General features: G+C 47.1%; 26 protein-coding genes. All 26 read right to left on the bottom strand.

Going from position 1 to position 25,160, the window contains the following annotated elements; genetic code table 11:
• Positions 1-110 precede the first annotated feature (110 nt).
• Complete coding sequence (locus NYE24_RS31780) at positions 111-548, bottom strand: SMI1/KNR4 family protein (RefSeq protein ID WP_342477543.1); 438 nt, start codon at positions 546-548, stop codon at positions 111-113.
• A 58-nt stretch (positions 549-606) separates the two neighbouring features.
• A complete protein-coding gene (locus NYE24_RS31775) occupies positions 607-1,122 on the bottom strand; it encodes a hypothetical protein (protein ID WP_342477542.1) in 516 nt (171 codons plus the stop codon).
• A gap of 89 nt (positions 1,123-1,211) precedes the next feature.
• On the bottom strand, positions 1,212-1,598 hold the full coding sequence (locus NYE24_RS31770) for an immunity 22 family protein (RefSeq protein ID WP_036702347.1): 387 nt from the start codon (positions 1,596-1,598) through the stop codon (positions 1,212-1,214).
• A 297-nt stretch (positions 1,599-1,895) separates the two neighbouring features.
• Positions 1,896-2,264, bottom strand: coding sequence for a ribonuclease toxin immunity protein CdiI (gene cdiI / locus NYE24_RS31765; protein ID WP_076157799.1), 369 nt, complete (start codon positions 2,262-2,264; stop codon positions 1,896-1,898).
• A gap of 36 nt (positions 2,265-2,300) precedes the next feature.
• Positions 2,301-2,831 (bottom strand): Imm6 family immunity protein, encoded by a 531-nt coding sequence (locus NYE24_RS31760; protein WP_342477541.1) that lies wholly within the window; start codon positions 2,829-2,831, stop codon positions 2,301-2,303.
• Positions 2,832-2,917: 86 nt separating this feature from the next.
• Positions 2,918-3,391 (bottom strand): SMI1/KNR4 family protein, encoded by a 474-nt coding sequence (locus tag NYE24_RS31755; protein WP_342477540.1) that lies wholly within the window; start codon positions 3,389-3,391, stop codon positions 2,918-2,920.
• A gap of 72 nt (positions 3,392-3,463) precedes the next feature.
• A complete protein-coding gene (locus NYE24_RS31750) occupies positions 3,464-3,931 on the bottom strand; it encodes a DUF2004 domain-containing protein (RefSeq protein WP_342477539.1) in 468 nt (155 codons plus the stop codon).
• 121 nt (positions 3,932-4,052) lie between these two features.
• The gene (locus NYE24_RS31745) at positions 4,053-4,409 is read right to left on the bottom strand and encodes a hypothetical protein (RefSeq protein ID WP_342477538.1); all 357 of its coding nucleotides are present in this window, start codon (positions 4,407-4,409) and stop codon (positions 4,053-4,055) included.
• A 30-nt stretch (positions 4,410-4,439) separates the two neighbouring features.
• Positions 4,440-4,901 (bottom strand): hypothetical protein, encoded by a 462-nt coding sequence (locus tag NYE24_RS31740; RefSeq protein ID WP_342477537.1) that lies wholly within the window; start codon positions 4,899-4,901, stop codon positions 4,440-4,442.
• A gap of 134 nt (positions 4,902-5,035) precedes the next feature.
• Positions 5,036-5,458, bottom strand: a complete 423-nt coding sequence (locus NYE24_RS31735; protein ID WP_342477536.1) for a hypothetical protein — start codon at positions 5,456-5,458, stop codon at positions 5,036-5,038.
• Between the two features lie 388 nt (positions 5,459-5,846).
• The gene (gene cdiI, locus NYE24_RS31730; RefSeq protein ID WP_036702356.1) at positions 5,847-6,212 is read right to left on the bottom strand and encodes a ribonuclease toxin immunity protein CdiI; all 366 of its coding nucleotides are present in this window, start codon (positions 6,210-6,212) and stop codon (positions 5,847-5,849) included.
• Between the two features lie 112 nt (positions 6,213-6,324).
• Positions 6,325-6,819, bottom strand: a complete 495-nt coding sequence (locus NYE24_RS31725; RefSeq protein ID WP_341024108.1) for a SitI3 family protein — start codon at positions 6,817-6,819, stop codon at positions 6,325-6,327.
• A gap of 1,449 nt (positions 6,820-8,268) precedes the next feature.
• Positions 8,269-8,736 carry a DUF2004 domain-containing protein gene (locus tag NYE24_RS31720; RefSeq protein ID WP_341024104.1) on the bottom strand — a complete coding sequence of 156 codons (468 nt, stop codon included), beginning with the start codon at positions 8,734-8,736 and terminating at the stop codon, positions 8,269-8,271.
• A gap of 18 nt (positions 8,737-8,754) precedes the next feature.
• Entirely contained in the window at positions 8,755-9,348 is a 594-nt protein-coding gene (locus NYE24_RS31715; protein WP_342479331.1) for an HNH endonuclease, read from the bottom strand.
• Between the two features lie 1,652 nt (positions 9,349-11,000).
• Positions 11,001-13,718 carry a hypothetical protein gene (locus NYE24_RS31710; protein WP_036702408.1) on the bottom strand — a complete coding sequence of 906 codons (2,718 nt, stop codon included), beginning with the start codon at positions 13,716-13,718 and terminating at the stop codon, positions 11,001-11,003.
• Between the two features lie 10 nt (positions 13,719-13,728).
• The gene (locus NYE24_RS31705) at positions 13,729-14,538 is read right to left on the bottom strand and encodes a copper amine oxidase N-terminal domain-containing protein (RefSeq protein WP_051494129.1); all 810 of its coding nucleotides are present in this window, start codon (positions 14,536-14,538) and stop codon (positions 13,729-13,731) included.
• A gap of 50 nt (positions 14,539-14,588) precedes the next feature.
• Positions 14,589-15,896 carry a hypothetical protein gene (locus NYE24_RS31700; protein WP_342477535.1) on the bottom strand — a complete coding sequence of 436 codons (1,308 nt, stop codon included), beginning with the start codon at positions 15,894-15,896 and terminating at the stop codon, positions 14,589-14,591.
• Positions 15,897-15,944: 48 nt separating this feature from the next.
• Entirely contained in the window at positions 15,945-18,059 is a 2,115-nt protein-coding gene (locus tag NYE24_RS31695) for a peptidoglycan-binding protein (protein ID WP_342477534.1), read from the bottom strand.
• A 144-nt stretch (positions 18,060-18,203) separates the two neighbouring features.
• Positions 18,204-18,494, bottom strand: coding sequence for a WXG100 family type VII secretion target (locus NYE24_RS31690; RefSeq protein ID WP_036702412.1), 291 nt, complete (start codon positions 18,492-18,494; stop codon positions 18,204-18,206).
• A gap of 33 nt (positions 18,495-18,527) precedes the next feature.
• Positions 18,528-18,854: a WXG100 family type VII secretion target gene (locus tag NYE24_RS31685; protein ID WP_076157833.1), complete on the bottom strand. Its 327-nt coding sequence runs from the start codon at positions 18,852-18,854 to the stop codon at positions 18,528-18,530.
• A 35-nt stretch (positions 18,855-18,889) separates the two neighbouring features.
• Positions 18,890-22,783 (bottom strand): type VII secretion protein EssC, encoded by a 3,894-nt coding sequence (essC, locus tag NYE24_RS31680; RefSeq protein WP_342477533.1) that lies wholly within the window; start codon positions 22,781-22,783, stop codon positions 18,890-18,892.
• Between the two features lie 12 nt (positions 22,784-22,795).
• Positions 22,796-23,632 carry a DUF5050 domain-containing protein gene (locus tag NYE24_RS31675; protein ID WP_342477532.1) on the bottom strand — a complete coding sequence of 279 codons (837 nt, stop codon included), beginning with the start codon at positions 23,630-23,632 and terminating at the stop codon, positions 22,796-22,798.
• A 4-nt stretch (positions 23,633-23,636) separates the two neighbouring features.
• Positions 23,637-23,873, bottom strand: a complete 237-nt coding sequence (locus NYE24_RS31670; protein ID WP_036702417.1) for an EsaB/YukD family protein — start codon at positions 23,871-23,873, stop codon at positions 23,637-23,639.
• 21 nt (positions 23,874-23,894) lie between these two features.
• Positions 23,895-24,383, bottom strand: a complete 489-nt coding sequence (locus tag NYE24_RS31665) for a hypothetical protein (protein WP_036702419.1) — start codon at positions 24,381-24,383, stop codon at positions 23,895-23,897.
• Positions 24,384-24,415: 32 nt separating this feature from the next.
• The gene (locus NYE24_RS31660; protein WP_076157841.1) at positions 24,416-24,895 is read right to left on the bottom strand and encodes a hypothetical protein; all 480 of its coding nucleotides are present in this window, start codon (positions 24,893-24,895) and stop codon (positions 24,416-24,418) included.
• 21 nt (positions 24,896-24,916) lie between these two features.
• Complete coding sequence (locus NYE24_RS31655) at positions 24,917-25,135, bottom strand: hypothetical protein (RefSeq protein ID WP_036702422.1); 219 nt, start codon at positions 25,133-25,135, stop codon at positions 24,917-24,919.
• Positions 25,136-25,160: the final 25 nt, after the last annotated feature.

Here is a 25,160-nt window from a genome sequence, read left to right as displayed (position 1 = left end):
TCACCTCCAGAGATGCATCAGTCATACAATGAAATTATATATTTCTAAGGTCGACAAGAATTCCTGATCTCACCGTCTTTTAAAAAATCCATTCTAAAGCTCTCCACATTCTAATCTTCTGAAATTTCGTGCAGCCTTTCTAAGAATTCCCCAAAATCCTTAGAAAGGAAAAACATATTGCCCATATCTTCAGGGTCTTCATCATGAATCCAGAAATACACATGTCCAAAATGCGCTTCAGTAAGACCTAAGCATATCTGATTACCACCAGAATCATCTGCAATCGGAATAAATCCCGCCTCTAATATCTCATCAAAATTATGAATTTTATTGTCTAAATCGTCGTACATTTCACCAATGCCATAAAAAACATTTACCATACCCATCCCTTGTTCTCTTGAGATAGTAAAGTAATAGGGTTTAGGATATCCCCCATTGTGTTTCAATAAAAATTCTCGATATTGTTGGGGAAGTTGAAGCCCGTTTATTCCTTCAAAGTCTCGGAGTCTAGATTCTGTTAAAACTTCACAGCTCCCTTGAATCTCCAATTCTAGTCCCCTCCTGTTCCATTTACAGTGGACTGTCCGCTCATTGGTTTGTTGGTTTCTACTGTTCATCATCGAGTGCATCCAGAACTTCATCCCTAATGTCTTGGGGCTGAATTCCCCTAGTCATTACCCCGGAATTGCGCGGCCATCCATGTTTGCCACATACTAACTCATTATGGTGATAGCTGATCCTTCCACCTCTCTCAAACAACTTAATAATAGGGTCATATAGATCGTGAAACTTCAGAGCCACAGGTGTTTTTTTGTCCACCACGTATGCCCATTCAAGATAAAAAGTGCAAAGATACTCTGTAACCCAACCAACGTTGGAGTTTACTAATGCATTACATTCTTCTTTTATATGTGCAGGTGTATCAAAATTAATTACTTCTGCTGCATTAAAAACAGCACGTCTATTATCATCCTTGGAGTTAAAATCCAAAAAAATATTCCCCCTTCTTATAAACTCGGTAACTAAGATTATATAAGAGGGTTTATCTATGCCATTATTTTTCCAATTCATGTTCATTATTTTTTTCTTGGCTTGTTCAAAGTTAGACTTCAATTTTCCCACCTCATTGTAAGAAATCCAATGCCTCAAGCCACCCGGCACTTTCTTTACCGCATCGGTCAGCGGGTCTTCATTATCATCCAGTTGAATTGCTATAAATAGTCCACCGAACCCAAGTATCTCAGGTAATTGGTTAATATTGTAGCTTCAGCAATCTCCCCGGTATACTTAAAGTTAAAAAGTAAAATAACTGCATTAATATCTCTAGGTAATTCTTCCTCCACTAGTGCATTAAATTTCGGGGCAATTTCATTATCATAAGAGAATCCTTCAAGTAATAGATTTAGGTTATTATTTGCCTCTTCATAATAGTCTGCTTCTCTTACTGCATCATCATATCTGCGAATCTCAAAGTGATTAGCAAATATGGATGGGATAAAATCTCCTTCATCGGAATAAGAGACATTAAGTAATCTATCCAATTCCTCGAAAGATTGAACATCTCCAACCCACAAAGACACGAATCCTTCCTGTTCCATGTTAAGTCTCCCTAAGTTTATAGTCCTTCAGGCACAGCGTATCCCCACCCTTAACCCACCCTCAGATCTGTAATTAGCCAAATATCCATGGCTTTTTACTCTTCCCTGTATCTATTAAAAACAATATATAAAACAAAGCTACCACCTCTATTTTGTTATGGAATTATTCTTTGAATACATTTCCATTATTATGAATTATCCCAATTATAATGCATATAGGATAAAAAAAACCACAACACGGGCGGCTAGCTCGCATTGTGGCATGGAAGGTTGTATTTTATAATCTTCTTGCTAGAGTTATATTTCTAATCTGTTTTTTATTATTTCTAATAGACTGTGGATCTTAACATTATCTTCTGGATGATCAACAAGATGTTTCGCACTAAAAATAACTAAATAGTTATAAAATTCATCATACCCCATTACTGCCATTACATCTTCGTCACACGCTGGGGGCTCTCCTATAAAGCACACTTTCTTGTCTCCAATGTAGTACTTCTGCTCTGGTTCATGATAGGTAGAAAATTGTACTTCTAACGGACCTGAGCCATATCCGTGTCTCTCATTATCACCAAAGTATTCCAAGGATTTCGGAAAATTAATAATCCAGAAATAAGATTCAACCAGTTTATCAATTTCGTTTTGTTCTGTAAGTATTCTATGCATTTCTTTTTCTCCCTGTTAACCTTTGATTGGAATTAACTACTTATTAAAATAAGTTACCATATCTTCTTTAGTGTAAATGTCCGTATTCAGTATATATCCAAAGAAGTCTGCCACAATATTCTTATTCTCTGGATTAATACTATGGAATCGGTCTAGGAAGTGAATAATTAAGTCCTCATCCACATTTTCAATCGGGGCAGGTAAATACCTTGCACCTTCAAGAATATATGCTTGTTTGTTCACAAAAGAGACAGCATCTACAATGCAATCCCATTTCGCTTCATTTTCTTCATATTCATCCATTTGCATTTTTATAAATAATCCTCCGAACTCTGTACCATCATCTAATAATCCGTATATTTCATCTCCAGCAGGTATTTTTGTTTCTAACCATTTCCAACAAATATCTAAAGCATTTCGAGCATCCTCAAAAAAATTGTTGTCACTTAACGATTGAACAATAAACTCGCTTAGTCCCAGGTAAAATATTATCTTCTTATTAATCGGTAATATAGACCAATCATTCACTTTGCATCCAGTCAATTCAGTATATTCCCATTCCTTCACGTCCACGCTCCCTTTCAAACGAAGATCAGATCAATTACGCTGGCATCTGACCATAATCAACTTCTTTAATGTAAGTGCTTTCATTATTACGTTAACATAATTAGAAATTCTTCAAAGGTGTTACTTGTAAAATAAGTTACAGGGTCTAAATCTGATGATTCTTCATGATTCCAAACGCAAACAGTCGGCTCTGTTGTAGCAGTATTTCTATAATCTAAAAACACAAAGTCACCTGCAAATAGAGCAGCTATTGGTAATAACTCAGTACCTACTAAGTTTTCGTCTGCCACAATCCTCTCCTCTAACTGAGTTCTAACTACTCCGATATCGTAGAATTCATCATCGCTCTCCCCGATTACCTTCAAGATACATAAAAACCTATCAATTGTATAACTATGGTTGTTACACCTAAAGCTAGCTTTTACAGGAGAAGCACCATTACATATTTTAATAAATTCTTTATATTCATCCGGCAATTTAATTCTCCACTTATTTTCTTTTTCAGTCAGCAGAACATCATCCGGCAAAGGATATATTATAGTTTGATCTTTAACTTCCATGTCTCTACCTCCTAACAATATTATCTTGGAGCGTCCGCCCACCATTATAAGATTGTAATATTGTCGGTCCAATCAAATTGCTACATCTTGGTACCCTACCCCAGCTACTTCTTCATTAATTAGACGTATACCAATTCCGTTTTCTTCATCCCATGTACAGTCAAAAGTTAGTCCAATAGATCTGGCTTCTACGCGTTTTGCAGCTGGCACATAAATTCCAACGAGTTCGATATTTTCAAGAAGTTTATCATTTGTTTCAATTAAAGGATAATTTTCATCATATGAAACGTCATAGCCAAGTTCAGACCGCTTCTCTTTGTAATAATTTAAAATTGGGGTCAGAATACTTTGCTGAATCTCTCGCCAATATTCTATCAATGTGTTATATGAAGCATACTGTTTTCCACTAAATTCGCCATCTTCTTCACCATCTACCATCACAGCAACATTGACTTGTTCTCCGAAAAATTCAATTGTAAAATCCTTGCTCCACACATAATGGTATTCAAGTTCACCGAACACAGCATCATTAATGATCACTCTGAGAAATCTCCTTCTATTTATTAGATTTTGCTTAGATTCATTACCACCCGCCAGTTCAATGGATGATGTATGGTGCGAATAGGATGGGGCAGTATAGTTTAAGAATAAAAGGGTTCCTCTAAGCTTTGTATGATTCTGACTCAATAAAATTCTCTACTAAAAATTTATCATTATCGCTTAGGCCCTCTAAAAGTTCGTTAAACTTAACCTTTGCATCCTCATTATCCAAAAGGGATAGTGTAGCGATAGCAACATGACCCAATTGCCAAGGTCCAATAAATTTATTGTCTGTTAAAAGTTCTCCAAGTTCAGCTAATCTGTCAACAATTCTATGACCACAGTAATGTCTCTCAATCAATTTGAACATTGCCATCGCAACAACTCTTAAATTCTTAGCCTCTAAACATACTATTAAATCTTCATTTTTAATCTTGTCAGTATTAATTTCTTCTACTAATTCAGCTATTGAAGCCATAAGCAAATCTCACCCCTTTTTTCAATTGTATTAGTTTTTAGGGCTCTTATGGCACCAATCTGAGTCATACGGTAACGATTTTAGTTTTTGCATATCCTCCCAACTGTAGACCCAATCATAGTCCGCGACCCAAAAGTAATCATCGGGGTTTAATTTCAGGTATTCATATATAAAGCGAAATATCAATTCTTGAGCACCATAAATCTCCTCAATTCCACCCACCTGATATAGTGGAAGACTCGAATCCAAGCCAAAAACAACCTCATTATTATCATAAGTGATCTCGTAGTTATCAAGTCCATCAACATAAAATATAAATTGCTGATTATTCTCATTAACCAAAGGCTTATCAGTAACATTTAAGGTTGTATATAAGAACTGTTCATTCTTATATTTTTTATAGTTATCAAAATACAATCTGGCATCTGCATGAAAAGCAGCTACTATCGTGTCGCTTAACAATTTTTCAGGGGTATACTTTTCTTGCTTCATTAAAATAAATGCTGACGATCCCATACTACTTTATCACCTTTCCTAATTCGTCTTACTCTCTATATCAACGTTATCTAAATTTTCGTCTGAAATATCAATAGCATGTAACTTTGAATATCGTTCACGCCAATTGTCTATAGGAAATGCGCCAAAACCATAATCCAAATAGATACTCTGATCAAGTCTAAGAGTTCCCCCCTTTCAAAATACTTAATCAATGGCTCAAAAATATCTTGAGATTCACCATTAAGTATTTTCCCTTCCCCAACTAAAGAGACCCATTCAAGATAACGTAAACATATTGTTTTACATAATAGATTTGGTTTACCTGATTCAGAAAAAACACTAGTGATAATATCCTCTAATTCTAGATTAGAGCCCAACACTTTTGCAGGACTAAAGAAAGGTCCGGATTCAATTGAATACCTCTCCAAAAATAGTGAACTTCTCCTCAAATACTCAGCAATTAAAAGTTCACTTGATTTCTTTTTTGTTTCAGAAGTTCCCCAAGCAATATTCGAGATTCGTGTTATTGCCCTTTCCAAGAAATCAATCATACAATTCACTCCATTTGAGATTATAGAATTTATTAGGCTTCGCTTGTTAGTTCTTTATATTTATTCTTAACTGAGTTCCAAGTACTCTTCTAGATACTCAACCTCATGCTCATCTAAGCTGTCCCGATAATTAACCTTATCTGACAAATCTAAGACTCGCTGCATATTAGTAATATCTAGTTCACTACTGCTACTTCATAACCTTCAGATTTTGAAATCTTGTTGATAACTAATTCACTCAAAGAAAGGAGATAGACTACCTTGGCATCCACATTTAAATTGTCGAATTGATTCATTATTTCGCACCACTCTATGCTGGGGTTATAAACAAAAAGTTTCACAACTAGGACAACGCCATACACTGTTCCCGTTGACATCTCCATTCTACCTATACAATTTTAAACTTTCGTTTAATTGCATATAGTCGAGATTCAATTACATCCTTATCATCAGAGTGCTTTAACAAATATACTTTACTTGCTTCCTTAAGATAAACATAGAAACTGGAGTAATCTAGTACGAAGGTTACATCTTCATCAACTGCAGGACGGTCAAAAAAATAACAAACCCCATCTTCTCCGAAGTACCCTTCTTCCCACTCTTCTAGCTCACTTGCAAATAAACACCAGATATGCTCATTACCAAAACCCTGCCCGTTACAATACTTTTCCAACGCTTTAATAAAGTTCCCATCTCCGATAGAAAAATAATAAAGATCGATCAGTTCTTTTTCAGAAATATTTTCATTTGTCATATCGTCACCTCCCTATTTCCCCTCAAAACATCCTTAACATTTGATGCATTTTCCAAATATACTGAACAGGCTGTCCGAAAGGCTTCTTAATCATGTAGTTCAACAACCTCCTCTAAAGTTTTTCATTAGGTTTTAAAAACAGGAATTCTCTAGGTTTGATAATTTCTTTGAAGTTCTCATTATCCCAAAATCCAGTATTATTATTAATATAGATCACTTCATTTAACCTTACTAAATAAACTGTATCGCCATTAAACTCAAAAATGCAGTTAGTGCTGACCTTATTCATGATTTCAAAAACAATAGTTAACATATTAACTATTGCTTGTTCCCATTCAAAGAACTTGTTAATTCTAAAACTTAAATCTTGTCGATTGATGAATTCATCCAAGAAGTACTCCGACTCATAACCGTAAAGTGACTTAGAAGTATCCATTAGCGCCAATGAAAACCCAAGCCTATCATATGTTTCAGTTATTCGAATCCCTTCTGACATTTTTTCTATTTTGTTCATGTCTAGTATCACACCCAATTTTTCCAGTTCAATACTGATATCAGTATTGGATAATTGTATCTCTTCTAACATAAATGAATATTCTATAGCCATTAATATAACCCCCCGTTTTATGGAAGTAAGTCAATTACCTTTTTATCTTTAGTTATTACGATGACTTCATCTAAATTCTTTATAGGCCAATCAATAAATTGCTTTTTCAGTTCACTTAGATTTCCATTCCAGTCTCCAAGAAAGCGAACATAACAAAAAACAGAGTAATTATAGTAGTATCTGACCATAATCAACCTGCTTTGCGTATCGCAATAGCTTTATTTAGGTTACAAAATAAAAGCAATTGATATGCATACTTGAAATCAGCCGCCCTACTGGAGTTGAGATAAGAGCAAAAGTTGTCAGACTTCCATCCCTTTTTACAACCATTATAGCTCGATCTGGAAAAATTTATGTACCATCAGGTAAAAACCAGCACCTTCTTACATCAGACGGAAGGTCCACATAGTAAGCCCCTGGGCCTCTTTTCGCTCTCCAACATACCAATATTTAAAACTCCGTTCATGTACATTATTCTGTTCAATGTAACGTAGAATGACGCTTTGATCGCTGTACAATGTCTCATTATACAGTGCTTCATCGAAGCATATTCAAAGATCGCTCTGCTGATCATACTGTCTGACAAATCAGCCTCATCAAAAACCGACCCCAAAAAGTATCCTCCGGCAAGGTCGCTATGATGCAGAATGTTTTTTTTGAAATCCGACTCCACTATAATGGAATCACTCAAATCGGCATGGGGTAAAATTTCTCACCAAGCTGGCCGTTGGAGTCTACCCATGTCTTATGGTTCTCTAAAAGATGAGCAATGTTCATTTAATCCCCCCTTGCTGATTGGCCCTCTCCACAATCCACTTTAGTTTTCTCCAAGTTCAGCTAATCTGTCAACAATTCTATATTGAATGTATAGTATAGTGCTTAGCTAATTCGCACCTAAAAATGTGTTTACAATTGTCTCATTTGCTGGATGAATAATAGCCACTCCATCAGACCATTCCGTTCCATCAATATTCAAAGCCCGCCCGCAAGTATCACATTCTAAAATTAATTTTTTCTCCGCTGCAACAACATAATTCAACTCATCATCTTTACACCTGGGACAATGTAGTGAAACTGATTTTTCATGTCATTCAACCATTGATATACTGCCATACTCATCATTCTTTTCTATTTTGTCAGAAGCGTTGCTCCTTCAATTTCTCTAAACGATAGGGTGATGTGACAGTTAAGACCTATGCAAAAAAGAATCCCCGCACAACGGCTGGGGACATGTTAGCCAAACAACGGCAAGTATTTACGATAGTAATTAATCCATATGATCATCCGATAGCCGTCAATCATACTGATTTAGGAATCGAGCAACTTTTGCTAAGACTTGATTCCGATGATTTAGTCTTCTCACGGGCAAGAATAGTTGAATTTGCTTGGCTTCGTTATCTCCCACCCGCTTAATATATGATGCGCTGTACTGACTGGCTTATTTGGTTACTAAATTACAATATCCTGGTATCCAACATCAACCACCTCTTCATTCAATAAACGAAGTCCCAACCCATTTTCCTGGTCCCATGTGCAATTAAAAAGTATTCCAATATCTCGACCTTCTCTTATATCTCCATATGGGACCACAATTCCCTCTAGAGCAATCATTTCAAGAATTTGGTCATTTGTTTCGACTAACGGATAATTTTCTTTCTGATCGATATCGTAACCCAATTCATGTCGCTTTTGTCGATAATAATTTAAAATTGGTTCAAGAAAACTTTCATGTAATTGCTCCCAACTCTTCATTAACGCTTGGTATGCCGCGTACTGTTCTTCATCAAATTCCCCATCTTCTTCGCCATCAATCATTAATGTAATATCAGTTTCTCTTCCGAAAAAAAGAATAGTAGTATCCTTAGACCAACTATAGTTATACTCAAGATCACCAAAGATTGGATCATTTTTTTTCATTTTATGATCTCCTTTTGTTTATTTGGCAAAACCTCCAGGTTCAAATGCCCCTGCATTAATCTCTCCTACACCGCCAAGATGTCCAAACGTACTGTTAATATTTGTTGGCACTAGTTGCATTGTTTTTACATCATTTAATTCATGCCATGTTAAGTTGTTTTTTTCACGATAGATCTTTATATCCCTTACACTAATTTTACCCGAATCCATTCCGAATTGGCGTGCTAATTCAGGAGAACTATTGAGTTGCTCAGCCAATTTTGAATCTGATTGAATGAAATTTTCCCTTCGTGCTTTTCCTCCATAAATTCCTTTTCCGCCTAGCATATATTCGATTTCTACTTGCGCTTTTGCTACAGGTGAAAAGTCAGGTACAGCATTTTTATATTGTATACCATCAATGCCAGCCTCATTTAATACTATTTGTACTTCAGAATCAGGTGGCGGCTTAAGAGTACACTTAGATTCGCCCCTAGTTCCTTCAAAACCAACCGTTGGATTTTCAGGTGCAGGTGTCTGACTAAGTCTTGCTTCGTAAGAACTGGCAAATTCAGTTTGCTTGAAAGCAGGCGGAGTATTGTCAATCTTACCCGTCCCCTGACTCCGCCACACCCGCCCCGGCACTTCGACCGGACCGGGGCCGCCCGGCGTTGCCGGAATTAAACGGTTCGGGTAAGGGTTCATCCCTGGGAAATTCCAGTTTTTCAAGGCATCCGGCACTTTCTTCACCGCATCAGTCAGCGGGTCCATCACCGCGTCAGCCAGCTTGCCGACCACGCCGGTCTTGGCGATGGGTACGCCCGGGACGAGAATAGAAGCGGCGTTGCCGAGCATTTCGGCTTTTTGCTCCGGAGTGCCTTCATTGAAGTCATGATACATGGCTTTGGCCGCATCCACCAGAACTTCGGGGTGATTGACGAGATAGTTCACCTTGTCGATCGTTTCCTGGGTCGTTTTCTCCGGGTCGATGACGAAGTCGAACGCGAACTTGGCGGTGTCCACGGCACCCATCACGGTAGATTTGATCAGGCCGCCTACGAAGGCTTGGGTTACCTGATCGGCCTGCACCACTATTTTGCGCCATTTGGTCATGCCGTACGTGTCTTCCAGCCAACCGTAATAGGCGGTGTACACGACTTCGGAATGTTTACTGGGATCATAGACCTTGTCCTTGAAATAGGCAAAGGTCGTCTCATTCTCTTTGTTCTTCGCTGTGATCGGCGTACCATCCGGCAACGTCATCGGTGGTCCATGGAGCCGCTTATACTCTGCCACCTGCCGTTCCAGCTCGCGAATCTGTTCCGCTCGAACCACTGCTGCTTCGATGTCCTTATAATTACTCTTCGCCCATTCGCGGTATTTCTCATTCACCAGCCCCAAGGCGATGACGAACCGCAGTTCATCACTGGCTGGCACCGCCGATCCGTCTGTCAGCAGCGGGTTATACGTGCAGGCTGATAAGGGAGAACCTTTGTATTGCGACCGCAGGTCGGTCTTCACATAGAAGCCCGGGTCCACGCCCAGCTTCTGCAGCAGCTCCCGCTGGCGCTCCGCATGTTCATTCGCGGACTTCATATAGGCTTTGTTCCCGTACTTCTCATAGACAGAGTACGCCGCTTGACTTCGCCCGATTTCCCGCAACGCCTCCGCAATCCTGGACAATTGTTCCCGCGCCTGCTGCTGTTCGGCGGGACTGCCGGATTCTCTCTGCTGGAACAGCTCAGAGATGACTGCATCTGCTTCAAAAGGGTGCAATTGTCTATCCACCGAAGCGTCTCTGACGTTCAGTAGGAGATTCTGAATCATGCCGCTAAGCGTGGGCGGGTGACGAAGGACATCCTGAATCCCACGCGTTGCCTGGTCCCGTATGCCTTGGAGCCATCGGCTGAACATACTGCCTGCCTGCTTCCAGGTGAAGGCGGGTGTAGTCTTTAGCAAACTCTGCGCCTTCGTCTCAGCAGATTGATATTGCCCGGCCGCCCAGCGTAATGCAGATTGCTTACGCTCTAACCGGTCAGTGAGCGATTGTGCCTCCCGCACCAACTCCTGCAGCAACCGGACCGCCTCGCGGGAGGGAGACTGCACATAACTTTCCGGGTAAGCAGCCTGCACCGAACGGACCAAACCGCCAACGCTTCTGTCCATATCGGTGACACGATCTTCCAGTATGCGGTTCAAGCGCTTCAGTCCCTGCTCCAGCTCCAGTATCCGCTTGATCTCCACCTGCTGCTGCATGCTTCACCTCCTGAGTACAAATCCGCCGTCTAGTTATTTAAGTCGTCGAACATGGAGCCCTTCACTGTGATGGTCATGCCGTCCAGTGCCGTAATACCTTGAATGGAGCCTAGAGTGCGATAGGCCAGCTTGCTCTTGCCAAGCTCCACATTCCCAACCGACACTTTAATCGGATATTCACCGTCCGCCATATTGGCATGAGTATACAGATAGCTGTTCTTCGGGTTGATCACAATCGTAACGCGGGTCTCTTCCGTAATTTGATACATGCTCTGCCCGTCTTTTACGAATTCCTTATATTCAAAAGCCGTATTGCTTCCAGCCGTAGAGGACTGGCTATAGCCTTCCATCACCTTTTTCCAGTATTCATGGGTATCGCCCTTTACGTCCTGTGAATGCTCCAGCTCCACTACCTTTTTGCTGTAGCGGCTGTCATCTGTACTACGGTCCATTACGGCCAGCAGCACTTCGCCATTCACACCCTTTGGACTCGCGGCAGTCAGTATGCCCGTCTTACGGGCAAAACCTCCGCCCTGTTTGGCAAGCGGCTCATTGCTCAGGTTCACGGCGATCTTTTTATTGTTGATATAGATCAGGTCATTCTCATAACGGAAAGAATCAATGACCCGCTGCACCAGCTCTTTATGATCTTCAGTATCGTCCTTGACCGGCTTGTACACCACAGTCTTTACCTTGAAGGAATAGGACCCTGCCGGGTTAAAATAGTAGCCCGACTTCAGCGGATAGTTGAAGCGCTGCAATTCCCGGTCCGTGGCGAACACCGCTTTGTCATAGCCTGCTTTACCTGCTTGTCCATTTTTGGCTGCTGTCCGCGAAGTCTGATATTCTTGGAGCTGCGGACTGGTTGCACTCCAGGCAATTTCACCAGTACCTTGCTGCGTGAACGAACGATTGTATTGCCCATTTACGGCTACAGCTTTGTATGCTTGATTATTCTTATCTAAATGGTACATCCAGCGGATGACATCCACCGGATACGGTTCGGTTCTCCACAGCAACTTCTTGGATAGAGCGGTCCCGGTGTTCTGCCCGATCTTACTGTCTATCACAGGCTCCGGTACTTCTTTGCGTCCATGATAGAAATACATTTCATAGAGTTTCCGGTCCGTTCCCTGCGGGAAGCTGGCGATTGCCGTATCGGTCTCTGTCCGTGTGGTGCAAGTGCCATTGCTGCAGCTCGTCACTTCATACTCATAGCTTCTTTGCACTCCGCCTTGAAAGTCCACCCGGCCTTCTTTTACCGCAGGGGAATATGGATTAGCCGGATTGAGCCATTTGCCATGCTCAGGGTCATCGCCGAAATCCTTGCGGTCAATCACCGCGCTGACGATGGGCTGGCGCGAAATACGACTCCCCGGATCATCCACCACAGGATTGCCCGACACATTATATTGCCGGAATACATCCGGTGTCGCATTGGTCACATTCAGTTGTCCTGTTGCCTTGTTGATCCAGTCTCCGCGGGGTAAGTACAACTGGGCAACTAACGGTACGCCGCCGTAGATCGGGAATTCCACCTGCCGGGTCAGCACATTATAGCCCAGCGGCTGCGGCTGCAGCAGCTTGACGGCGATCGGATGCGAATCGAGCACGTTATTAGCCATCTGCTTCTCCTTGGGGTTCTTCCCCTCCGGGTTCACGCTGAACTTGATACGCACATCGCTGCCTGGCATCTTGAAGCTGGCTTTCAGCAGGCGCTCCCCGTTCTTGGGAATGACAAGCTCGCCGCTACCCTTCTGCGCATGACCGGTGAACGTCAGCTTCGCCGAAGAGCTATCGATGGCCTTGCCTGTACTCACCTGAATAATCTCCCAACGGAAGGGAGTCTTGATCTCTTCAGGAAAAGATGAATCCACCCGGATCTGTACTTGCACCTGTTCACCGGCCTCTGCCTGCAGCGGCAGCTGTTCAAATTCAGTCTTTATATCGTACTCCTGCTCAATCAAGGCCAGCGGTGCAATCGGAATGTCCAAATACGTGATATTCCCGCTGTTATGGGAGATATAGACGGTGCCATACCCCCACGAGAAATACGTGGGCGGCTGGAGCACATGAACATAGTCAATCCACTTGCCACCCTTGGATGGAGTGGCGTTGTTGGTATAGACCTTCTTATCTTGAAGCTCTTTATTCTGATTACGGTACATGAAATCCTTATACGTATGGTTGCCGCCGTATTCAATATTCAAGCCCTCGATAATCGCCTGCTCAAAGGTCCCGTCTGTGAGATAGGCGGTGAGCTTTGAGTTGTTAGTGTTTTGATAGCGGTCAAATTTATTTGTGTTAACTTTGAATTTTTGCTGAACGGCATCATCCTCCCAGGATTCCTTAATCAGGGAGAGATTCTGAATCTGCGTCCCGCTCCACCCGGCGAACCAGGGAACATTCTCTGTCGGTACCGAGTTGCCTTCCCGGGTATAGCCGGAATATTCATAGAGCCCTCCGTCCAATTGGGTGCCATGACTGGTCCCGTAGACGATTTCATAGTAACGTTCGGCACCTGAAGCAATCCTTTTTTGCAGCAGATCCTTCCGGTAGCTGCCCTTGGAGGTCTCCTCCTTGAAGTAATCCTTCACACCATATAAGTCCAGGTAATCTTCGTTGGCGAATTTCAGCACTTCGGCCGGAGTGGCCGGCTTCCCGCGTGCATCCGAATAGGTATCCATTTGGAAGACGGCAGCGACAAAAATGACCGATAGTATGGCTAGAACCAGGGCTCTCTTCATCCATCTACACCTATTTTCTGTATATAGTAAAAACCAGCGCGTTATATTCGGTAGAAGACACATTAATTTTGTATTTTGCATCTTCAAATGTTCTAAAGGGCAGGTTATACTCTACTGTCTTCTTTGGAGCAACATAGTCCAGCATGGCATCTACAGTAGCCGGCTCAATCTTTTGCCGCATAATCGCTTCTGCTTCCTTCATTTGCATGGCATAATCAGCACCCTCGATCTCGAAATCGACCAGAATGACAAGGACGGCCTTGCCCTTGGGAGGATTCTCAGTAGAAGAATTAACCTGAAGCATAGAGCCTGTATCCGTATAATAAGTGAATCCGTTGGAGGTCTTAGGAGTGCCCTTAGCGGGTGCGGAGCTGATAACAGGCGTCTTGCCATCCGTGGAAATATAAGCGGTGCTAACCCGCTGGTCCCAGTTCACGCCTACGCCCAGCCCTTCGCTGACAAACTTCAGCGGCACGAACGTTCTACCGTTCTTCATCAGGGCAGCGGTATCCATCGTCTTCTTGGCGCCATCCAGCGTAAATTGTCTGTTCCCGATGACTAGCACCAGCTTCTTGCCGTTCAGTTCCACCGTTACGGTCTTGGAAGCCGGAACCCAGCCCACCTTCGCCCCGAGGGCTTCACTCACGAAACGGACCGGCACCTGCACCCGGTTCTGCTTGTCGAGGAATGGCTGGGCATCCGGGAAGCTGATTTTGGAGCCGTCCACCACCACCCGGACAGACTGGGCGGCATGTGCAGATACAGGCATTAGCGAGATTAACAGGAATAGGGCTGTGAACAAGATTGTTATTTTTTTCATCTTCATATCCTCCTCAAGTGGGGTTGTGACAAGCCTTAGCTATACTTCCTCTACTGGCGCTGCAGAATTACCGGCTCCCCGTCTAACTCTATCGTAATTACAGGATCGTTAATCAGCGTGCCCATGAAGCCGAAGGCGTGCCAGTCTCCGCTTGCCAGTACTAGGTCTGCACTGTGCTTGCGGCCGTATTGGGTCAGGAGAGGTTCAAGCTCTTTGCCGGTAAAAGGAGTCACCTGCTTAGTCCCGTCACTGCTGTCCGAGACGGCAATCGAGCTGAGCCTGATCTCCTTCCGCGAGTCTGTCAGATCCTCTGCATACAAATCAAGCCCAACTTCAAGCGAACGTTCATCTGACGCCTCTGCAATTGCAGACAGGAAGGCATATTCATCCTCCTTGCCGCGCAGCTTGTTCATCGCAGCTTTATATTTCTCATTCCCCGGCGTAGTTGGCGACAGAATCGCCATCAGATGCACGCCCTGCGTCGAATAGCCGGTATAAATCACGGAGTCGCCCAGCAGCGGTTGAACCTGTTCTTTCTGATCCAGCATCTCTTCTACTTCCGCATCGCTGAGCACGATGGACATAATGCTCTGCAGCCCGCGAATCCGGTCCGAAGCCAGCACGGCGGCCATCAAATCATCAGAGTTTTGCGCAACCTTCTGCATATTTGCCTGCAACTCTTCATACAGCTTCTCTTTCAGTGCAGTGCCTTCATCATCTCCGGCAGGCTTCACCTGATCATAGCTCTCCGTAACGGGACTGTTCGTCTCCCACTTATAAGAAGAGACCCCCCAGCCGCCAACCTTCTGTTGCTGCAGCAGCACCGTAAAGTAATGGTCATTCATTACATATTCCAGGACCCGTCCGCCATCGTCAGGCAGCTCATAGGCATGGGAATCTTCCCCATACAGCCGAACGACATCCGCTTCCGCGTCTCCCATTTTGAGGCCTGCTGCTGTAGGAGAATCATCGGTCACATCAATGATGTAGAGCCGCTCATTCTCATCGAATGTGAACTCAGCTCGGTCCGTCATAACGGTACGATGTCCCTGATTCCAGTCGGCGGGATCACCTGCATTCTCAATTTCATTGCTGTCGTCTATGCCTTCAACTTCCAATTGTTTGCGCACTTCTTCCAGAGTCATTCCCAGTTGGAACATACCATCTTCTCCATTCTTCTGCTCATCGGTAATAACCCTATGGGCCGGGACTGCTGAAGGACTGGGAGCAGCGGTCTCCAATACCGGACTTTGCGTGGCTGACTGCCCCGTTTCTCCTAAAGTAGCCTTATCTGTCCGTGCGCAGCCTGTAATCATAAGTGCGGTGTACAAGCCTATCATCCAAAACCATTTTTTCATATGGCTATTTCTCCCTTCCAAGAGTTACTGCTACTACTGAACTTTCTGTCACCGCGTACTATGTCCCTTGCCCGATTCTGCGCTGCCGTCCGTTTGCCCTTCTGTAACTCCGCCATTTTTGCCATACCCCACGATATAGGTGTCAGTAAGCTTATAGGAACGCCGGGCAACCCTATCTTTCGTATTGCCTTCAATGGTGTATACGGTTTTGGACTTGCTGTCATAGCCGGTGACGATGCCTGTATGGTTTTGCCCGCTGCGGGTAAAAAAGATAACATCTCCAGCCTTCGGCGTGTATCCCGAGGAGCGTTTACTATAACGCCCTTGCTTGATGTACCATTGTCTCCCGGCTTCAACACTTGCATATTTGGGTACCACATTGCCCAGGATTCCGGCTTCATTAGCGATATAAGAGACGAACATCGCACACCAGGGCTGGTAGTTCATCCCATACCATTTGCCGTAAGGCGTATTGTTGTCACCGCTTGTTTTGCCTTTGGGGACATGCTCCTTGAAGCCCTTAGCCAGTTCCAGCTCGGCGGCTGCAAGAAATTTGTCAATACCAGGGGGATTCCCGGTACTGCCGCCGTTTACACCGCCCTTAGCGTCAGGTGCTTCCGGCTTCGGCTTGGATGGCAGCTGCGGAGTCCCGGAGGGAGTCTGAAGCGCTGCGCTTTCTTTATAGGTGTTGTTGCGCCGGGTGGTATATTTGCCCATGACCTCGTCTTTCAATGCTGCATTATGAATATTCTTGAGCGTCAGCGGAAGACCCGCCTTAAGCACCGCCTCCACCACCCGGTTCGCTCCGCGCGGCGACTGATTCTTAAGATCCGCATAATAGACCAACGCCTGGGGATCGGTAATGCCGAGTTTTTCCCCGCTATCCAGATAGACTTGAACATCCTTGCGGGCCTGCTCATCCTGTGCATTCTTCCCTGCCTTGGTCGTCAATAAGGCGGCAAGCGCTTCTTTCTCCTTCAAGCTCAGCACCCTGGTATACCACCATTTATCCTGCTTGGCGTACTTGATGAGATCCTTCGCCAGACTGGCAGGCAGATGCTTCTTGAGCTTGGCTTCATAGTCTCCCTGGGATGGCGTGATATTCATTTTCTTGAAGGTAAGCAGGATCAGATCTCTGGCCCGTTCGCCGTGCCACTGTATTTTCCCGACACTCAAGCCGCCGCCGTCGTCCGGAACCACAGTACCGTAATTGCCTTCATTGCCAAAAATCACGCCCATCGCCAGGTCCGTAAGCTGCGTCTCCGTGAGCGTGTTGCTGCCCGTTCCGGCGGAAGAATCAGCCTGGTTCAGCTCACTGAACAGCTTCTTCCAGGTGTGCGGGCCTACGATACCGGCCACGTCGCCTGTATTGCCCAGATGATTAGCGGCCTTAAACGCATTCACCGCTTGTTTCGTCTTGGCGTCGAAACGGCCATTCACCGTAACCTCATAGCCAAGCTCACGCAGCCGGATTTGCATGATCCGCACCTGCTCGGAGTACACATGAGGGCTATATTTCAGCCCGCCCTGAATGACGCCGAACAAGTAGAGCCAGGTCATCTCGCCTACGATCCCGGCATCCTTGCCTGTATTGCCCAGTCCATATTTCTTCTTAAAAGCATTTACAGCCTGCTTGGTCTGCTTGCCGAAATAACCGTCTGCTTCAAGCGGATACCCTAATTCAGTCAGACGCTTTTGCAGCAGCAGCACCTCTTTACTGTAGACATCGGGGTTGTACGAGAGCTTGGAAGAAAGTGCTTTGATCCCCTCCGGCAGTATCAGAGCTGCCGGTTTGGAGGCTGCAGCTGAGCCTTTGTTCTGGGAAATACCGGGTGCACTCTGCTTTATGACAGATATTCGCTCCAGCCTGATGGTAGACTGCTTCTCTTCCCGCTGATACTGATCTGCTGCCCAGATGAGCGCAGCCGCTTTGCGGTCCAGCTCAGTGGAGAGCGTTCCCGCCAGCGAATTGATTTGCTTAAGCAGGTTCTCCACACTATAGACAGCAGACTGCACATAACCTTCTGTATATCGTTCGCGGGTTCTTGCAGCAGCCTGGCCTGCTGCCTTCTGCATATTGCTGCTCCCGCTGATCTCCCGGCCCATCCGCTTCAAGCCGGCCGACAGCTCAGTCAGCCTTGTACGGTCAACCTCTTGCGACACTGTCCCGGCCTCCTTCCGCCTGCTTCACTTCTATATCTGAACCATCACTTTCATGAGGTCTGGTATGCTGAAGTTATGTATGACAAGCATAGCCGCGCCGGAAGCCTAAGCTTCCGGCCGCCTATACCTATATTCCGCCTGCTTCTATCTGCGAAGCTGGCTGGCAATATCGCGATCGCTTTGTTCTTTGATCTCTGCAACCTTATTCAATTGCATACTGATGCCATTCACACACTCGACCAGCTTGTCGAGCGACGGCTTCAACTGATTGAATTCCTCAATGAAGGCCTTGGAGGATTCACCTTGCCACCATGCTTCAGCAGCTTTAATTTCACTATCCAGCTTGTTGATGATATCTTTAGCACTTTGGCCTTTAGCCTTAATGGAACTGGCAACACTTCTAGCCTGCTCAGGACTGAATACCTGTTTCACCATTCGATTCACCTCCCTTCGTGGAATCTATTGCCGTTACTTCTTCCTCGCAGCGGCTGCGGCCAGCGCGCGGCGGGCCTCTTCTTCGGCCTTCGCCCTCGCCCTGCGTTCATCGTCAGCCCGCTGAACAGCGCCCGCCAGGACCTGCAGCTGATTCTGCAGCTCCCGCATATGTCCAAGCAAACGGGTTACATCCCGGGTAATCTCCTGATACTCGCTGCGGTAAGTATCCCCGGCTCCGCCCTTCCACCAGCTGCTGCTCTGAGCGGCACTGCTGTCATTCTTACTCTGCTCCCGGCGGATATCCTCCGCCGCACTGCTTACATTTCCTGACTGCCGGCGGATTTCTTGCGGCGTAGGCAACAAGCTCACCTCCTCAAATGGGTCATTCGAAGGCCCTAAGTAGCCGTACGAATACCCGAGTATTTATTCTTCAGAATCAGGTAGCCATCGCCCGGCTCCAGCTCCTTCTCCTTCTCACCGTAAGGCAACCGGACGTTGAACAGATTCTGATCCTTCAGGCTGCCCAGCTGAAGTCCGCATTGTTCCTCGCGGATTGCCTTCCCGAGTCCGTCCCAGTTCCCGGCCAGCTCGGAGGTGTTATCTCCGGCAATAACGGCAACCTTAAGCGCCCGTTCCTGCTTTACCATTCGTTCCAGCAATTCTTTCAAGGCATAGAGGTCACCATTCGTGAACTCCGTAAGCCGGTCAATGACGAAGACGATACGCGGCCATGAGGCAAACAGCTCTTCGGCTGCACCGCCGCTGCTCTTGACCTCCAGCAGGGAGCGGCGTCTGCCCTCAAGCTCATTCTTGATTTCTTCTGCGAAGGCATACATATCATCTACGGCTGCCAAATCCGTTACACCAGGCTGCCCTAGCACACTGTAAATTCCCATACTCCCTGAATCAAGCGCATAGATAACGCTCTTCTCAGACCGATTAAGAAGCTGTGTGATCCATGACACCAGCAGTGTGCTTTTACCGGACATGGGATCTCCGGCTACCATGACAATAGGTGTTGTGTCCAGATCCAGGACGGCAGGCTGAAGGTCGTTATCTGATAGTCCAATCGCCAGCCGCCCTTCCGGCAGTGCACAAGCCTCATTCAGCTTACGGATATCAATGGAAGCCGGCATCACCGGAATCCGCGGTGCTTCCGTAAACAGGCCGGTGTCTGCCTGTTTACGCAGGTGAAGTATCCACTGCTCCACTCCTCCATGCTTCTGCTCTGGCAGGAGCGGCAATGCCGTCTGGAACTCCAGCGGAGGCTTACCGCGCACAAGTCCCCGGCCGGCCGCACGTGATGGCTCCAGTCCTTCCGTGCGGCCGACAATCATTTCATATTCGCTTTTCTCTGTCATCTGCAGGCTGATGGCATTCTTGAAATTGATAGCGAATTTATAGCGTACAAGCGAAGCATTGGTAGCCGTAACCACCATATAGATTCCATATTTGGTCCCTTCCCGCGCCAGCACCACCATCTGCTCATCCAGCTCCTCATAGGTCTCCGATAAGGCGAAATAGTTGTCAATCACAAGCACCACTGACGCCAGCTTGCCGATCCTTGCCCGGTAATCGGCAAAGCCGTCCGCCCCGCTGTCTTCAAAAATCCGCTTGCGCTCATTCATGGTGCGAAACAGGAATTTAGTGAACTGGAGAATAGTCTTCTCCTGCTCCAGCGTCATCACGCCCCCGCAATGGGGCAGCGCTTCAAGCGCTTTGAACGAAGAGCCTCCGCAATCCATTAAGTATAAATGTACGTCATCTGGTGAATACCGGTACGCCGCTGACAAGCATAAGGTTCTCAGCAGCACCGTTTTGCCCGTGCCCGGCGCCCCGTAGATGAAGAGATTACCTTCCCCGGCCAAATCAAGCATCAACGCTTCCTGCCTTTGCCCGCGCGGGTCATCTACAAGTCCGACGGGGATGCTCAGCGTCTCCTGGACTGCCGGCCAGCCGCCAGCTTCCTTCCAGCCCCCGTCAGCCTTATACAATTCCGCTAAATCTACCGATTCAGGCAGCGGAGGATGCCAGGGTCCGGGGAGCGGGTGAATGTCTGCGCTCCGGGCAGAAGCTGCCAGCGATTTGACCACGCTCTCCAGTTGGCTTGGCACCTCCATCTCAGGCAGCTTCTCTTCATCCAGCGGATAGATCTGCTCCTGTTTGCCGTTGAGCTGCAGCCGGTAAATGCGTTTGTGCCGGAGGTGATGCCTTTGCACGTTGCCAGGATCATACATTGCTCCAGAGTAAGCCGACTGGAACATCTCAAAGATCTCGTCATTCCCCACCTGGATGAACGCCCGCCCCGGTTCCTTGATCATGGCCGCATCCGGACGCTTAATGACATCCTTGCTGTCCGCTTCATCCTGGACCTTCAGGCATATTTTGAATTTCGCATTGCTCCAGATCTGATCATCCACGATTCCTGCCGGCTTCTGCGTAGCCAGGATCAGATGTACCCCCAGGCTTCGGCCTACTCTCGCGGCACTGACCAATTCCTTCATGAAGTCGGGCTGATCCTGCTTCAGCTCCGCGAATTCATCGGCGATCATGATCAGATGCGGGATAGGCGTCATGCCGCGTTCCTTTCCTCCGTTATGATACAGCTTCTGATAGCGGTCGATATTGTTGACCCCTTGTTCGGCGAACAGCCGCTGGCGGCGCAGCAGCTCGCTTTTGATGGAGAGCAGCGCCCGGTTCGTCTCATTCCCGCCCAGGTTGGTAATCGTCCCCACCAGATGAGGAAGTCCCTGGAATACGTCGGCCATCCCGCCGCCTTTGTAGTCAATCAGGACAAAGACCAGGTCATGCGGATGATAGTGGATCGCCAGCGAAATAATCAGGCTCTGAAGCAGCTCGCTTTTGCCTGAACCCGTGGTCCCGGCAACCAGGCCGTGGGGGCCATGCCCGCTCTCATGCAGATCCAGACGAAATGCGGTTCCGCCTGCGCGTACACCGATAGGGACACTCATTCCCCTAAACGTCTTGTTGCGGCTCCAAATGGACGGGAAATCCAGTTCCTTCACGGTACGGACCCCCAGCATGTCCAGTAGTGTGACCGAAGCAGGAAGAGCAAACGCTGCTCCCGTAGACCGCAGACGCAGAGGGGCCAGCTTACGGGCCGACTGTTCAAGCGTTCTCGTATTCACCTGATCGGGCAAGAAGGTCAGCTTGACTCCCGATATTTTGTCCGCGAGTTCGGCACTCTTGCTGTTCATATGGATCACTACGCGGCTATTCATCGGAAGATAGGCTTTATTGGCTGCAATGAACATCGAGGATACGCCAAGCCGGGAATTCCCGTTATAGAGATAATTGTAGATAGGTTCATTCTCAAGCAGCGAAGGATCTTCAATGATAAAGACATAATGCGGATGCAAACTCCCGGGCACCGTGCGCAGCTCCCGTTCCCTCAGAATCCCCTGTAATTCACCCAGCACAGGGTGGGCCATCGGCCGGCCGCAGAGCAGGTAACGGGTGGTGAAATCCTCATTCCACACATGGGGCAGATGCTTAAGCCAGCTCCAATCTTGAACACGTTCCTCCGGCACCAGCAGCACGAGCTTCACATCATCGTATCCGTGATGCGTCACCAGCTGCAGGACCATTTGCTGCAGCAGATGCCGGGTTCGCTCTGCCTCTCCTGCGAGGCCGCAAATTTCAGCTTCCAGCAGGTTAACCGTAACCGGTGCATCAGGAACCTTGGCGAACTCCAGCGCCAGCCGGTGCGGCTCCATCAGCAGCGGGTCATTCTCCAGCACGACTGCCTGCTTGTTGTATACGATACGTAAGGCGGACGGCACACTGCCTACCCCCAGCCGCAAGGAGAGAAAATCCTGGTGAACCGGCGTCCGTTCCCACAGCTTGCTGTCATGCTGCTGAAGTCGATGCAGACAGGCTTCAGGCTCCGGGTTCATCTCGTGCAGCGCCTTACTCTGCTGTGTCCGGGCCAGGGACAGCTCGGCACGGACATCTGCAATATATTGCAGATACTTCTGCTCCCGCTCCTTCTTCTGCCGGTTATACTTACGAATCTGCGACGCTGCACCCGTGAAGGAGAACAGAAGCGTGGTTACCGTCATGGCAATGGAGAGCATCATATACATAGACTGGGCTGTCAGTGCCAGCAGCACGGTAATGACGAGCATTACGGCAGGGGGCACCAGCAGGGCCATCCAAGCGATCTCCGGTTTAGCATAGGCATGTGGAGGATTAGGAATTTCCAGTTCACCGCCAGGCATATCCGGCAAAAATCTGGGCTGGCGGCTGAATTCGTATACTTTTGCCATCTTCATCCCCCCTTAACGACTTCTGTCTGCCTGAAAGCGAACCGCTTGTCCGCCTGACATTGGCATGGTGTACCACAGCTCTTGATGAATGAAGAACAGTTGCCCGTCTGCCTTATGCACGCGGTCCGCACGCTCTCCATAAATGCGCAGGCTCTCACCAGACTTCAGATCCAGCCTATAGATCGATCCGTCATTGCCCGCATTGCAGCAGTAGATGTAACCACCTTCGCTGATCATACTGAGCGGAATCAGGTCCGGGTAGGCTTCCCGCTCACCGGACAGCGGATCAAGCAGCGTCAAGGCATGTCCATTCATCAGATCCGCATACAGGAGCCGCGCTCCGCAAGTTTGCAGATAAGCAGCGCCTCCCTCAGTCAGCCGGGTAGAGTGGTTACCCTCCAATGGACAACTGTAAATACCTTGTGCGCAAGCATAATAGAGCTGTTCTCCCAAGATCGTATAGCACTGCACCACACTGTCCGTAAGGCATTCGGTCTTGCGTCCGTCCGGCAGACAACGGTACAATCTTCCATCCTTTTCATTAATGTAAAACAGCCAGCCTGCTCTGAGCCTGATCTCGCGGCAAGGCTCATGCAGCAGTACTTTCAGCTCCAGCGTTCCCGTATCCACTCTGCACAAGGCATTACCACGGCTCTGGTCACTGGCGAACAGCAACCCGCCCGCTTCATTCATGAACCAGAGGATTCCGGGCAGCCTTGCAGCTCCTTCTTCATCCCGGCTCAACAGATAAGTTCCCGGTTCCGGTTCCAGCGTCCCGCATAGATCCGTTATGCAGTACACACCAGGAGTCTGTAACAGGAGTCCGCCGCCTGCAATATTATCATTCATGCTGTCATTCCTCTCCTATCAGCGTCAGCAGCGCGCCGTGGCTGACACCCTCTTCCTCAAGTGAACGTGCGCTCTCCAGAATACGGCCCAGCGGCTCTGCCTGCAGTCTCCCTCTCTGCGGCTTCTTCAGCGCAAGCGGCTCCTCCAGCATCTCCAGCAGTTCAGATACCGGGATTTCCGAGGGCAGCTTCAGATCAGCTTCCACCATTCCTGCCTTCAGCGTAACCATCACATATTCCATAAGAATCCTATCCTCCGTTCCCTAGTTCTTCACAGAGAGTACGGTCATCCGCTCGCCTGTCATGACGAAATCCACATCCTGCCCGGCTTCCCGGGCCAGGCGTAAATATCTTGTCTTGAACACATAAGGTACTTCCGCCAGGACATGCACTTCAGTAGTTTCCCGCCCATTCCATGCCTCAGGCTCATGTCTAAATTCAAGGGTTACCTGTATCGCCTGCTGCTCCCCTGCGAAGGTTAGCTGACCTCCATCGTTGCTTGTAAGCCCGGCTTTCATCGCTGCACCAAACGCTTCAGCGAAGTACTCCGCGAAACGTTCTTCATCCACCTCCGCGTCCAGGCCCCGCAGCTTCTCATAGACCAGGCTCCGGTCCTTCGCTGAGCGCAGCGCATTATTAAGCGCCGTACTCAGTACAATCTGCTCGCGTGAAATGTTGAACACTTCTGTCAGCGGTGCAATCAGGATGGACAGCATCACAGCGATCAGAATGGACACAGCGATTGTTCTCAAGTCCTTCAGTCCCCGCTTCTCATCCGAATGAGTTAATCGAAATAATAGTCCAGATCCTTATAGTGCTTCAGCCCGACTGAGGTTAGCGAAAAAGACACGGGAATCTCCGTGCGGATCTCTTCCCCCCATAGCTTAACGCTCAGCGGATAAACTGCGCGTACCGTGACCGTCACGGGCTCTCCCCGCTGGCGGTAGGGCTTCTCCAGCTCGGTCGCATTGGCATAGACTGTCTCGTCGTCATTGCCGACAGCCCTGCCATTATCTTCATTCAATGCTTCGACCTCGATCTGATTCGGATGCTCCCGGTAGATTGGACGCTCCTTCAGACGCTTCAGCGCATCATCATAATAGGATTGCTTGATATAGTTATCTCCGGCAGCGACCTGTGACAGGTTGAAGGTCTCGATGACCAGTGTCATGTACCATGGGAAGAAGAACACCAGATTGGTGAACACCATAATGCTGGCTGCCACCACAATCGCGACCAGAAAGGATTTTGCGACTCCCCGCATTGCTGGTGTACCTCCTTCAGATTACTGTGTGAATTTCTCAATCTGCTTCATGAAGAGATCCCAAATGTCACTGATCCAGGCTCCCAGATTTCCTTGCACAATAACGATTGCCGCACCGATAATGACGATGGCCGCTACGGTAAGTGCAATCTGCTTCACCCCGATATCCCCGCGCTCTTCTGTCCAAAAGCTCTCTTGACTCTTCTTAGGTTTAGCCACGTTTTCCGATTTCTTCTCCATATTGTTCAACCTCCGAATATAAAAT

The sequence above is a fragment of the Paenibacillus sp. FSL H7-0350 genome (genome assembly GCF_038593195.1).
Lineage (GTDB): Bacteria > Bacillota > Bacilli > Paenibacillales > Paenibacillaceae > Paenibacillus_AQ.
The sequence above is the reverse complement of the archived record's forward strand: the minus strand, read 5'-3'. Positions and strand labels throughout refer to the sequence as shown.